13 protein-coding genes and 1 tRNA gene are annotated in these 12,685 nt (G+C 63.7%); 13 read left to right on the top strand and 1 reads right to left on the bottom strand.

Annotated features, from left to right (window positions below):
- The first annotated feature begins 98 nt into the window (after positions 1-98).
- The 9 genes from atzF (at position 99) to HNE05_RS06435 (ending at position 9,031) form a co-directional block, all read left to right on the top strand.
- A complete protein-coding gene (gene atzF / locus HNE05_RS06475; protein ID WP_173204530.1) occupies positions 99-1,904 on the top strand; it encodes an allophanate hydrolase in 1,806 nt (601 codons plus the stop codon).
- 252 nt (positions 1,905-2,156) lie between these two features.
- Complete coding sequence (locus tag HNE05_RS06470; protein ID WP_173204527.1) at positions 2,157-3,221, top strand: DUF2157 domain-containing protein; 1,065 nt, start codon at positions 2,157-2,159, stop codon at positions 3,219-3,221.
- A complete protein-coding gene (locus tag HNE05_RS06465; protein ID WP_173204524.1) occupies positions 3,218-4,042 on the top strand; it encodes a DUF4824 family protein in 825 nt (274 codons plus the stop codon). Before HNE05_RS06470 ends, HNE05_RS06465 begins: the two co-directional genes overlap by 4 nt.
- Before the next feature lie 85 nt (positions 4,043-4,127).
- Positions 4,128-5,612, top strand: coding sequence for a sensor domain-containing diguanylate cyclase (locus HNE05_RS06460; protein ID WP_173204520.1), 1,485 nt, complete (start codon positions 4,128-4,130; stop codon positions 5,610-5,612).
- Entirely contained in the window at positions 5,609-5,818 is a 210-nt protein-coding gene (locus tag HNE05_RS06455; RefSeq protein ID WP_173204504.1) for a cysteine-rich CWC family protein, read from the top strand. The genes HNE05_RS06460 and HNE05_RS06455 overlap by 4 nt, the downstream gene beginning before the upstream one ends.
- Positions 5,819-5,821: 3 nt before the next feature.
- Positions 5,822-6,514 (top strand): pseudouridine synthase, encoded by a 693-nt coding sequence (locus HNE05_RS06450; RefSeq protein ID WP_173204501.1) that lies wholly within the window; start codon positions 5,822-5,824, stop codon positions 6,512-6,514.
- A gap of 376 nt (positions 6,515-6,890) precedes the next feature.
- The gene (locus HNE05_RS06445; RefSeq protein WP_173204498.1) at positions 6,891-7,772 is read left to right on the top strand and encodes an alpha/beta fold hydrolase; all 882 of its coding nucleotides are present in this window, start codon (positions 6,891-6,893) and stop codon (positions 7,770-7,772) included.
- A 125-nt stretch (positions 7,773-7,897) separates the two neighbouring features.
- A tRNA-Gly gene (locus tag HNE05_RS06440) sits at positions 7,898-7,971 on the top strand.
- A 325-nt stretch (positions 7,972-8,296) separates the two neighbouring features.
- Positions 8,297-9,031 carry a hypothetical protein gene (locus tag HNE05_RS06435; RefSeq protein WP_173204495.1) on the top strand — a complete coding sequence of 245 codons (735 nt, stop codon included), beginning with the start codon at positions 8,297-8,299 and terminating at the stop codon, positions 9,029-9,031.
- A gap of 300 nt (positions 9,032-9,331) precedes the next feature.
- Here HNE05_RS06435 and HNE05_RS06430 read toward each other — a convergent pair whose 3' ends face one another.
- On the bottom strand, positions 9,332-10,555 hold the full coding sequence (locus HNE05_RS06430) for a virulence factor BrkB family protein (protein WP_173204492.1): 1,224 nt from the start codon (positions 10,553-10,555) through the stop codon (positions 9,332-9,334).
- Between the two features lie 85 nt (positions 10,556-10,640).
- On the opposite strand from HNE05_RS06430, the gene arsC reads away from it, so the two are divergent.
- The 4 genes from arsC to HNE05_RS06410 are packed head-to-tail and all read left to right on the top strand — an operon-like array spanning position 10,641 to position 12,682.
- Positions 10,641-10,994: an arsenate reductase (glutaredoxin) gene (gene arsC, locus HNE05_RS06425; RefSeq protein WP_173204489.1), complete on the top strand. Its 354-nt coding sequence runs from the start codon at positions 10,641-10,643 to the stop codon at positions 10,992-10,994.
- Positions 10,991-11,596 (top strand): NAD(P)H:quinone oxidoreductase, encoded by a 606-nt coding sequence (wrbA, locus tag HNE05_RS06420; protein ID WP_173204485.1) that lies wholly within the window; start codon positions 10,991-10,993, stop codon positions 11,594-11,596. The genes arsC and wrbA overlap by 4 nt, the downstream gene beginning before the upstream one ends.
- Entirely contained in the window at positions 11,589-11,999 is a 411-nt protein-coding gene (locus HNE05_RS06415; protein ID WP_173204482.1) for a DUF2069 domain-containing protein, read from the top strand. The genes wrbA and HNE05_RS06415 overlap by 8 nt, the downstream gene beginning before the upstream one ends.
- Positions 11,999-12,682: an alpha/beta fold hydrolase gene (locus tag HNE05_RS06410; RefSeq protein ID WP_173204479.1), complete on the top strand. Its 684-nt coding sequence runs from the start codon at positions 11,999-12,001 to the stop codon at positions 12,680-12,682. Before HNE05_RS06415 ends, HNE05_RS06410 begins: the two co-directional genes overlap by 1 nt.
- Positions 12,683-12,685 lie beyond the last annotated feature (3 nt).

Raw genomic sequence — 12,685 nt, 5'->3', positions numbered from 1 at the left:
TCCCTAACCCTCTCCCCAAAGGGGCGAGGGAACAGATCGTAGGGTGGGTCACGCTTCATCGACCCACCAAGCGGAATCGCAAGAAACGAGGAAGCCCGATGAAACACGAATTCGACCTGCGCCTCGGCGCCCTGAAAGCCGCCTACAGCGATGGCAGCCTGACCCCGCGCCAGCTGATCACCACCCTGCACGAGCGGGCCGCCGCACTGAACCCCGAGTTCAACTTGTTCATCCACCTGCTCAGCCTGGCAGAACTGGAACCCTACCTCGCGGCGCTGGACGACAAGTCACCGGCCGAGCTGCCGCTGTTCGGCGTGCCCTTCGCCATCAAGGACAATATCGACCTGGCCGGAATCCCAACGACCGCCGCCTGCCCGGCCTTCGCCTATGTGCCAGAGCAGAGCGCAACCATCGTCGCCCAGCTGATCGCCCTCGGCGCCGTGCCCATGGGCAAGACCAACCTCGACCAGTTCGCCACCGGCCTTAACGGCACCCGTTCCCCCTATGGCGAATGCCGCAACAGCGTGCACCCGGCCTACCCGTCCGGCGGCTCCAGCTCCGGCTCGGCCCTGGCCGTGGCCCTCGGCGTGGCCAGCTTCGCCCTCGGCACCGACACCGCAGGCAGCGGCCGCGTGCCGGCGGCGCTGAACAACCTGGTCGGCCTCAAGGCGACCAAGGGCCTGCTCTCCACCGCCGGCGTGGTGCCCGCCTGCCGCACGCTGGACTGCGTGACCTACTTCACCGCCAGCGCTGCCGAGGCCAGCCAGTTGCTGGCGCTGACTGCCAAGCTCGATGCGCGCGATGAATACAGCCGCGCCAACCCGCTGTGGAACGACGCCAGCGCCTTCGGCAAACCACGCCCGGGCTTCCGCTTCGGTGTACCGGTACAGCTGGAATTCCTCGGCTGCGCGGAAAGCCCGGCGCTGTTCGCCAGCACCATCGAACAACTGAAAACCCTTGGCGGCGAAGCGGTGGAAATCGACTTCGCGCCCTTCCTCGAAGCCGCGCGCCTGCTCTACGAAGGCCCCTGGGTCGCCGAGCGCTACAGCGTCGCCGGCGCACTCATCGAGCAGCAGCCGGACGCCGTGCTGCCGGTGATCAAGGCCGTGCTGGAAAAAGCGCCGAGCGTCAGCGGCGTCGACACCTTCCGCGCGCAATACCGCCTGCAGGCGCTCAAGGCGATCTGCGACCGCATCCTCGCCGAGGTCGACTGCATCCTCACCCCGGCCTACCCACGCCCGGTAACCCTGGACGAGCTGCACGCCGAGCCGGTCAAGCGCAACTCGGACCTGGGCTACTACACCAACTTCATGAACATGCTCGACTACGCCGCCGTCGCGGTGCCGGCCGGCTTCATGGCCAACGGCCTGCCCTGGGGCGTGACCCTGTTCGGTCGCGCCTTCACCGACCAGTACCTGCTCAGCCTGGCCGACGGCCTGCAGCGCCAGCACGGCCTGCCGCTATCCGGTGAACGCACGCTGGATACGCCGGCCCCGGCCAGCGTCGCCCGCAACGACCGCGCCCGCGTGGTGGTGTGCGGCGCGCACCTCGACGGCCTGCCACTGAACTGGCAACTCAAGCAACGCGGCGGCCGTCTGCTGCAGGCCACGCAGAGTTCACCGGACTACCAGCTGTACGCCCTGGCCGGCGGCCCGCCGTTCCGTCCGGGCATGGTCCGGGTTGCCGAAGGCGGTGTGGCCATCGCCGTGGAAGTCTGGGAACTGCCGAGCGCCGAGCTGGGTTCGTTCCTCACCGGCATCCCTGCGCCGCTGGGCCTGGGCAAGGTGCAGCTGGCCGATGGCAGCTGGGAAACCGGGTTTATCTGCGAGCCCTATGGCCTGGCCGGCGCCGTGGACATCACCCACTTCGGCGGCTGGAAGGCCTACATGCAGAGCAAGGGCTGAGGCCTGATAAAGGAGACAGCGGTGGATAAGCAGAGCGTTATCCACCCGACAATCCGTAGGAGCCCGCTTGCTGGCGATCAACGGCACCGCAAGAGCATCGCCAGCAAGCTGGCTCCTACAGGTTTCGTGCGCTCCGCCACGCGCAGCGAGGACAAGCGCGGCACAATTGGCGACTCACCTGTTTCGGGTTTAGAGTGCCGGCATCCAGCGCACGCCTGCATCACGCAGGCGCACAGTACACAGGGAAGAGTCATGCCGCTGACCCGCGACCAGGCGCAGCACCGCGCCGACGATATCCAGGCGTTCTACCGCGAGGTGCAGCGCCTGCACGAGGAACAGGCGCTGGCGCTCGGCAACGAGCAGCTGCAACACCTGCAACTGCATCATCAGGACTTGCTGGCGCAGTACCGCAGCCGCTTCGACATCGACCACACCCAGCAGAGCAAGCGCCTGTCGCTGAGCATGCGCATCGTCTCGTTGCTCGGCGCCCTGGCCCTGGTGGCCAGCCTGTTGTTCTTCTTCTACCAGTTCTGGGGCCTGTTCAGCGAAGCGGCGCAGGTCGCCATCCTGATCGGTTTCTCCCTCGGCAGCCTGCTGCTGACCTTCGTCATCCGCCAGCGCGACCCATCCGGCTATTTCAGCAAACTGGCCGCCCTGCTCGCCTTCGCCTGCTTCGTGCTCAACATCAGCCTGCTCGGGCAGATCTTCAATATCACTCCTTCGGACAAGGCCCTGCTGCCCTGGGCCGCCCTCGCCCTGCTGCTGGCTTACAGCTGCAACGCCCGTCTGCTGCTGATCGCCGGCCTGGCCTGCCTGCTGGCCTACAGCGCCACTCGGCTGTGCGCCTGGAGCGGCTTCTACTGGCTGGACGCGGGCGAGCATCCGGAAAATTTACTGCCCGGTGGGCTACTGGCGTTCCTCCTACCGCTGTTCGTCAGCCAGGTGCGCTTCAGCGGTTTCGCCGCCACCTATCGAGTCATGGGCCTGCTGGCCCTGTTCGTGCCCATGCTGGTGCTGGCCAACTGGGGGCATGGCAGCTACCTGCCGTTTTCCGCCGACAGCATCGAAAACGGCTACCAGCTGCTCGGCTTTGCCGCCGCGGCCCTGGCCATCTGGCTGGGCACGCGGCGCGACTGGGTGGAGGTGGCGCTGACCGGCCAGCTGTTCTTCATCGTCTTTCTCGGCATCAAGATGGTCGACTGGTGGTGGGACGTACTGCCCAAGTACCTGTTCTTCCTCCTGCTCGGCCTGGTTGCCGTGCTCAGCCTGCTGGTACTCGGGCGCATGCGCCGCAGCCACAAGGGGGCAGACGCATGATCACGTTCACCAGCCGCCACGCCCTGCTGGCCAGCCTCGCCCTGATCCTGCTGACCAATGCCGTGGCCCTGGGCGGTGTCTGGTACAACCGCCAGGGCCAGCCAGACAGCAGCCTGCTGCTCTCCGAGCGCGAACTGCTGCGCGACCACGAGGGCCCGCGCCGGGAAAACAGCGGCCTGGCCCTGCGCATGGACTGGCGTAGCCCACGCTCAGACGATGCCAATAACCGCTACCAACGCCAGCCCCTGCAACAGGAACAATTGCTGGCCCTGGGCTTTGCGCCGCTCGACGAGCAGTATCCGGGCTATTACCAGCGCTCCGACAAACGCCAGGTGCTGGTGGTGCTGGAGCTCGATGGGCCGGCCTACCAGGCCGAGCTGCAGCGTGCGGCCGCAGAGCTGGAACAGGCCAGTGCACGGCTGGCCAAACTGCCGCACGATGAAGAGCTGCAGGCCGAGGAAAAATCGGCACGCGAGTATCTGGCCAACCAACGCCAGCGGGACAGCCGCCTGTTCGCCGTCGATGTCGGCCTGGATGCCGCCAGCCTGCGCCAGCGCTACGCCGATCGCCGCCGCTACGCCCTGGTGCCCGGTACAGTCAGCGTCTGGTGCGATTGCAGCGGCAACGTGCGGCGCCTGACCGGGCAGATCAACCAGCTGCACAGCAGCAGTCTCAACGTGCCATATACCTGGCGCAGCACGCTGGCCAAACATCTGCCCGCCGCCTATTCGAGCGATGAGCGTCCAGCCTTCCAGGCCCAGGTCAATTTCGGTCAACGCCTGGAGCCCTGGATCGCGACAATTACCGGGCTGCCCGACTAGGCTCAGAACCCCAGCCCTGCACTGCCGGACGGTGACGCCAACCCGCCCGGCAGGCTAGCATGGCGTACTTCCCCAGGTTTCCGACATGCCACTCAGCCACTCCCGCAAAGCCCAGAGCATCCTGCTTCTACTGCTGCTCGCCCTGCTGCTCAGTGGCTTCGCCGCCACCTCAGTGATTGGCTACTACACCTCGCGCGACAGCATCCGCCACAACATCGTCAACACCGAGCTGCCACTGACCTCCGACAACATCTATTCGGAGATCCAGAAGGATCTGGTACGGCCGATCCTGATCTCCTCGATGATGTCGCGCGATACCTTCCTGCGCGACTGGGTGCTGGCCGGCGAACAGGACCCCACGCCGATAACCCGCTACCTGCTGGAAGTGCAGGAACATTACGGTGCCTACACCAGCTTCTTCATCTCCGAGAAGACCCACACCTACTACCAGGCCAAAGGCGTGCTCAAGCAGGTGCGCGAAGATGAGCCGCGCGATGTCTGGTACTTTCGCGTGCGTGACATGCAGGATGCCTACGAGATCAATGTCGACCCGGACATGGCCAACCGCGACCAGTTGACCATCTTCATCAACTACAAGGTGTTCGACTACAGCGGCAACTTCATCGGCGTTACCGGCGTCGGCCTCACCGTCGATGCAGTGGTCAAGCTGATCGACGACTACCAGCAGCGTTACGAGCGCAGCGTGTACTTCGTCGACAGCGACGGTCGCCTGATGCTCACTGGCGCCGAAGGCGGACCGCTGGGCGCCAAAGCCGGTCAGTTGCTCAGCAGCGTGGCCGGCCTGGAAGCACTGAGGGCCAAACTGCCGCAACCGAAGAGTGGCAACTTCAAGTACCAGGAACATGGCCGCGGCCACTTCCTCAATGTGCGCTTCATCCCCGAACTGGACTGGTACCTGTTCGTCGACAAGCACGAGGAAGGCGCCCTCGCCGGCATCCGCCATACCCTCTACCTGAACCTGCTGATCTGCGCGCTGATCAGCGGCCTGGTGCTGTTACTGGTGTACCTGGCCATGCGCCGCTACCAGCGTTTCATCACCACCCTGGCCACCACCGATGTGCTCACCGGCCTGCCCAACCGCCGCGGCTTCAACCTGCTGGCCGGCCAGGCGCTGCAGGAGGCCAAGCGCAACCAGAGCCCGCTGAGCGCCCTGCTGATCGACCTCGACCTGTTCAAGCAGCTCAACGACACCCACGGCCACCTGGCTGGCGACGAGGTGCTGCGTGGCTTCGCGCACAACCTGCAAAGCAACTTGCGCCAGTCCGACATCATCTGCCGCTGGGGCGGCGAGGAATTCATCCTGCTGCTCAAGGACACCGGCAGCAGCACGGCGCGCCTGCTGGCCGAGAAAATTCGCGAGCAGAGCGACGCCAGCAGCTTCCCCTTCAACGGCGTCAACCTGAGGGTCAGCACCAGTATCGGCATCACCGAACTGCATGACGAAGACACCCTCGACCGCCTGATCGCCCGTGCCGACCGCGCGCTGTACCGGGCCAAGCAGTCCGGGCGTAATCGCGTCTGCGAAGAAACCTTCGAGCCGCAGGCATGACCGACACCAGCCGCTGCCCACGCTGCGGCCAGCTCAACCGCTGCGCCCAGGCCGGCCAGTCCGAGGCCGTGGAGGACTGCTGGTGCTTCCACACCGCCGTTGATCCAACCGTGCTCGACAGCCTGCCGGCCGCGCAGCGTAACCAGGCCTGCCTCTGCCCACGCTGCGCTCAGGGCCTGCCCGCCGAGCCCAAGCAAGCGGACTGAGCCGTGCGCCTCGACCGCTTCCTCAGCAACCTGCCGCAGTTCAGCCGCGCCGACGCGCGCCTGCTGTTGGCCGGCGGGCGCATTCGGGTCAATGGGCAAACGATCGGCGATGGCCGCTGCGAGGTGCGCGAGTTCAGTCGCATCGAACTGGATGAGCAACTGCTGCAGGCCGGCAAGCCGGCGCGCTACTTCATGCTGCACAAGCCGGTCGGCGTGGTCAGCGCCACCGAGCATCCGCAGCACCGTACCGTGCTCGACCTGCTCGATGAGCCGGACAAGCACGAGCTGCATATTGGCGGGCGCCTCGACCTGGGCACCAGCGGCCTGCTGCTGATCACCAACGACGGCCTGTGGTCGCGCCGCCTCACCGAGCCCCGCAGCCGCCTGGGCAAGGTCTACCGGGTGCAGACCGAACAGCCGATCACGCCCGAGTACATCGAGGTGTTCGCCCAGGGCCTGTACTTCGCCTACGAGAACCTCACCACCCTGCCCGCCGAACTGCAGATTCTCGACAGCCACTGCGCCCTGCTGACCTTGCATGAAGGCCGCTACCACCAGGTCAAGCGCATGTTCGGCCACTTCCAGAACAAGGTCATCGGCCTGCACCGCGAACGCATGGGCCCGCTGCTGCTTGACCCGGACCTGGCTCCCGGTGAATACCGCGCTTTGAGTGCCGAGGAAATCGCGCAGGTGTGAATCGACAACCGTCCGGCAGAAGATAAGAAATCAGCCATTCGAGTGACTTGCCTCGGTCACACAAGCCTGCTTGAATCAAATCCAAGGTCCGGAAGTGACCAGTAAGTCGCACACAGAGTCTAAGAACACTTTTTTGGTTGAGGGTGCCACGGCACCTGTAACGGGACTGCCCCCTGATCGCACCGCTGCGGAGTGTTCGCACTCCACCCGGTCGATTCCCGAACCGAAAAACGCCCGTCAATAACAACACCTGTCGACAGACTGTAGCCGTCGACAAGGGCCCCCACTTTCCAGGCGTATGCCTACCTGTCCTGAAGCTCGCGCAGCTCGCGGTTTATCGCTGCGCGTCCGTAATTGCACGTCAGGGGCATGCATCATGAAACCAGAAAGCGCTGTGCTGGATATCCAGGGGCAATACCGGGTTTACACGGAGTTCTACCGCGCTGACAGCGCCGAGCACACCATCATTCTGGTCAACGGTTCACTGTCGACAACGGCGTCCTTCGCCCAAACCGTTCGCTATCTCTACCCGCATTTCAATGTGGTGCTGTTCGATCTGCCCTACGCCGGGCAGTCACGCGAACACAACGACCACACACGCCTGATGACCCGCGAAGAGGAAGCCGACATCCTCCTCGAACTGGTCGAACACTTCGCCTGCGACCACGTGCTGTCCTTCTCCTGGGGCGGCATCGCCACCCTGCAGGTCCTGGCGCGGCGGCCGCGGCGCATCGTGCGGGCGGTGATCAACTCGTTCTCGCCGATCACCAACCAGGCCATGCTCGGCTACTTGGAACGTGGCGTGGAAGTGATGAAGGCCTGCGACCGCGAAAATGCCGGGCTGCTGCTCAACGGCACCATCGGCAAGCACCTGCCCTCGCTGTACAAGCGCTACAACCATCGCCACGTGACCAGCCTGGAAATCTACGAGTACCAGCAGATGTGCTTCCACGTGGAAAACGTGCTGAACATGGAAGGCCGCTCCTGCATCAGCTTCGCCGCGGAAATCGAGATCCCCATGTTGTTCGTCAACGGCGAGTGGGACGAATACACCACGGTCGAGGATGCACGTCTGTTCGCCCAGTACGTGCCCCACAGCGAGTTCCGCAGCATCGACCAGGCCGGTCACTTTCTCGACATGGAACACAAGGCCGCCTGGCTGCAGACCCGCGACACGCTGCTGGGCTACCTGCAACAGCCGCTCAGCAACCGCCAGCGCAGCCTGGTCATGCAGGAAAGCGCCGCCCTCGCCGGCTGAACCGGAGCTGGAAGCAAGGCCCGCCCCGCCTCTGCTTCCGGCCACCGGGGCAGGCACGACACGAGTATTTCTCGCGCCGTGGCTTCACCTGCGCAGGCGATTCTGGTACAAAGTCACCCGCAAAAGCGGGTGTCGTATAATGGCATTACTCCAGCTTCCCAAGCTGATAACGAGGGTTCGATTCCCTTCACCCGCTCCAGATACTTATCCCAGCATGTTTCGAGTTACCGCAACATGAATAGGGAACCTATAGAAACCGGCCTTTAGAGCCGGTTTTTTTGTGCACGCATGCATCACCCTATATCCATATAGCGTTCCGGGCACGCTGCACGCATCGCCCGCGCCCACCAGTACAGCCTGCTCGATCACCCAGAGTTGCTCGGCTTCAGCGATATCGACCTTGAAATGATCCGCGACAAGCTACTGCGCCACCTTACCTGATATTGGAAAATCAAGCGTTTTGGTTATGATCAGTACGCCGATCAATCGGGCGCCAACCAGAACTTATAAAGACAGGGACACACATGAAAGGATTTCTCTCGGGACTTATCGACTTGGTGAAGGAACATATGAGTGATGAGAATGATGGAGATGACGATGGCATCCCTCATCTGCACCGATCACTTAATATCCCTGGGTTCACCAAACTCTTACCGGAAGCTATAGCGATAATCACTGAGCAACTCCCCAAGATCGACCCTGACCTTCCTTACGACAATGAACATGCGCAAGTTCAGGCCTATCAGAGCAAGCGTTTTGACCGTGATTACAACCTTGGGCCCTACGCTGACTTGTATCGGAGGGTAGCTGCGGTTGATCCTGAGTCAGCACCAACCTTCAAGCACGGGGGTGTTCTGGTTGCTGACTCTGCCAAACTTGCCGAGCAACAAAATGAACACATCGCACAAATTCTGTCGCCCCACCTGCCAGCTTACATCTTCAAACAGGACTACGCCGACCAAACCTTCGGCTTCGAGGTGTCGTCTTGTGAAGCTCTGCTCGCGTTGCTGAATAATCACGTCTACTACACGTACAAAGATTTTGGGTATCGCGACCCGGTCGCCACCGATGAGGAATCATTCAACAATCTCCTTCTCGGTTTTAGCTCCCACATCAACATTTTGTTCCCCAAGCTGGACGGCCTCCTTCATCTCGGCAACTGTGGACAGATCTACATTGGAGCAGAAGATATCGAGCGCCTGACCAGCCTAGAAAATCTCCTCCAACCCGCTGGTGCCTTCGTTCCAATGCCTTACTAAGGACACTGCGCCCTTCCCGCGTGCACAACACGCGGGCTTCCTGCTACCGCCGATAGGCACATGCCATTACCGTTTCTTTTGTGCGCCAGAACAACTACCGAAAGAACGATCACTGCTGAGCACAGACGCTCTCTTCCAGCCCAACACCGCAAACGCCGCAGCCAAAAAAAGAAAGCCCCGCACGAGGGCGGGGCCAAAGGAGCATTACGTCATGGAGATTCAACGCCCTCAGATTATGTCGGGAAAGGTGAAAACTTCGTGAAGCGCGCCGGCCGATTATCCGAGCCGACCAACGGTCACTCAGTCCGACCCCCGTAGCCACTGCGCCAGGCTGCCGCCGAACAGTGCGGCCTGTTCCTCATTGAGCAGTTCCAGAGCCCGGCGCAGGCCGGGGTACCAGACTTCATCGGCCAGCTTATCCGGCAACTGACCCGGCCGAGGCAAGGGCCAGGGGCTGCGATTGAGCAGCTGGTGCAGGGTGTAATGCTCCAGGTCACGACTGAGCACCCAGCCGCTGCCACCGCTGACCCGGCAGACCAGGTGTTCGCGCTCAAGGAAGTCGATGACCTCCTCCCACTCATCCTCCGGCAGCAGCCAGCCTTCGCGCTGCACATCGGCGTGCCGCACCGGCACACCCTGCAGCTGACGTTCGTGGAACACCCGCAGGATGCCCAACAGCACCAGCAGCCGTGGCAGGGCGCGGCGGCGCCAGTGGCGCGAGGACGACAGGTTGCACACCAGCTCGGCGCCGAACAGCACGATCAGCCAGGACACATAGATCCACAGCAGAAACAGCGGCACCGTGGCGAAGGCGCCGTAGATCAACTGATAACCGGGAAACAGGCTGACGAACAGGCCGAACAGCGCCTTGGCCACCTCGAACAGCACGGCGGTGAACAGGCCGCCGAGCAGCGCATTGCGCAGCGGTACGCGGGCATTCGGCACGGTCGCATAGATCAGGGTGAAGGCGGCAACACTGGACAGCAGCGGGGCAAAGCCGAGCAGGGTCTTGGCGCCGATCAAAGCATCCGGCCCGGACAGCAGCGACAGCGAAGTGACATAGGTGCTGATCGCAAAGCCGGCGCCGAGCAGCAGCGGACCCAGGCTGAGGATCGCCCAATACAGCAGGAAACTGGACACACCACGGCGCGGCTGACGCACCCGCCAGATGGTGTTGAAGGCCTTTTCGATGGTCACCAGCATCATGAACGCGGTGACCGCCAGCAGCACCACACCGATCCACGTCAGTTTGCGCGCCTGGACGGTGAACTCGCGCAGGTACTCCTGCACCGTGGCCCCGGAAGATGGCACGAAGTTGCGGAAGATAAAGCTCTGGATCTCTTCGCCCATGTCCTGGAAAGCCGGAATCGCCGAAAGCATGGCGAAAGTCACGGTCATCATCGGCACCACCGCGAACAGGGTGGTGTAGGTCAGCGCGGCGGCGCTCTGGGTGGCGCGGTCGGCAAAGAAGCGCTGAACCAGGAAACGCCAGAACTCCGTGACATCCTCTAAGCGCTGACGCATTCCCTCTCCTTAGCATGCCGAACTGCGCTGATCCGCGCCGAGGCAGGTAGAATAGCGCCCACCTCAGGCCTGATGCGACCCATCCATGACCGACTTGACCCTCTATCACAACCCGCGCTGCTCGAAATCCCGTGGCGCGCTGGAACTCCTCGAAGCCCGCGGCCTGACGCCGAACATCCTGCGCTACCTGGAAACCCCACCCACCGCCGCCGAGCTACAGAGCCTGCTGAGCAAGCTGGGCATCGGCGCGCGCCAGTTGCTGCGCACTGGCGAGGACGAATACAAGGCCCTCAACCTGGCCGACAGTAACCTCAGCGAGGCACAGCTGATCGCCGCCATGGTTGCCCACCCCAAGCTGATCGAACGACCGATCCTGATCGCCGGTGACAAGGCAGTAATCGGCCGGCCACCGGAGAAAGTCCTGGAGTTGCTGGCATGAGCGCACCTTACATCCTGGTGCTGTATTACAGCCGCCACGGCGCCACCGCCGAGATGGCCCGGCAGATCGCCCGCGGCGTCGAACAGGCGGGGCTGGAAGCACGCCTGCGCACGGTGCCGGCGGTATCCACCGAGTGCGAAGCCACGGCTCCGGCAATTCCCGCCGAAGGTGCGCTGTACGTCAGCCTCGACGACCTGAAGAACTGCGCCGGCCTGGCCCTGGGCAGCCCGACCCGCTTCGGCAACATGGCCGCGCCGCTCAAGTACTTCCTCGACGGCACCAGCAGCCTGTGGCTGACCGGCGAACTGGTCGGCAAGCCGGCCGGGGTCTTCACCTCCACCTCCAGCCTGCATGGCGGCCAGGAAAGCACCCTGCTGTCGATGATGCTGCCCCTGCTGCACCACGGCATGCTGCTTTGCGGCCTGCCCTACAGCGAAGGCGCCCTGCTCGACACCCGCGGCGGCGGCACGCCCTATGGCCCCAGCCACCACGCCGGTGCCGACGGCAAGCGAGCCCTCGACGAACACGAAATCGCCCTGTGCCGCGCCCTCGGGCTACGCCTGGGTAAAACCGCCCAGCAGCTGGAGACCCCGCGTGGCTAAGCAAACGAAACCCCTTCCCGCCCTCGAATGGCTGCAGCCCCGCCTGAAACTCACACGCGCCTTGAGCCTGTTCAGCTTCATCGCCCTGTTCGTCCTGCTGCTGGTGTGGAACCTCGGTTTCGCCGACCTGCACGGCGCGCGCACCTGGGTAGTGCTGAGCATCCAGCTGGTACCGTTGCTGCTGCTTGCACCCGGCCTGTTCCTCGGCAGCGCCCGCGCCCACGCCTGGACCTGCTTCGTGGTCAACATCTACTTCATCCAGGGTGTACTGGCGGCCATCGACCCGGCGCGCATGCTGTTCGGCATCCTGGAAGCCCTGATCAGTTTCGAGCTGTTCTGCAGCGCCCTGCTCTACACCCGCTGGCGCTTCCAGTACGACCGCAAGCTGGCCGGCGAGGCCTGATGCGCCTGCTGTTGCTGCCAGGCCTGAATGGCAGCAACCGCCTGTTCGTCCCGCTGCTGCCTTGGCTGGATGACGTGCAGGTTGTGCCTCTGCAGCTGCCATGCCAGGGCCCGCAGGACAGCGACAGCCTCGTCACCGCCCTGCTGCCACAGCTGGGTGACAGCCCCTTCGTTTTGCTCGGGGAATCCTTCTCCGGGCACCTGGCCTACCAGTTAGCCCTGCGCCAGCCGCCCGGACTGCGCGGGGTGATCTTCGCCGCCGCGTTTCTCCGCCGCCCGCACCCGCTGCTAGCCCTCAGCCGCTACCTGCCGCTGCCCAAGCGCCTACTCAGCCACGATCAGCTGCTGCAGTTGTTCTGTGTCGGTAGAAACGCCAGCCCGGCGCTGCTCGCCCTACTGCGCGAGGAAATCCACCAGTTGCCCGACCCCCTGCTGCGGGCCCGCTTGCACAACCTGGCGCACTTGCAGGAGCCCAACCAGCCACTGGCTGTGCCCGCCCTGCACCTGTGGCCGCAGCAGGATCGTCTGGTATCGCGCAACGCCGCAGCCAGTCTCAGCCGACACTGCAGTGATTTGCGCCAGATAGCGCTGGAAGGGCCGCACTTCATCCTGCAAAGCCGCGCAGAAGCCTGCGCGCAAGCGATCAAGGAATTTGCCGCAGAGCTGGATACCTCACCCGCGTAGCAG

Origin of the sequence: Pseudomonas campi (genome assembly GCF_013200955.2) — a bacterium.
Classification (GTDB): Bacteria; Pseudomonadota; Gammaproteobacteria; order Pseudomonadales; family Pseudomonadaceae; genus Aquipseudomonas; species Aquipseudomonas campi.
This window is presented reverse-complemented; position numbering and strand designations above follow the sequence as displayed.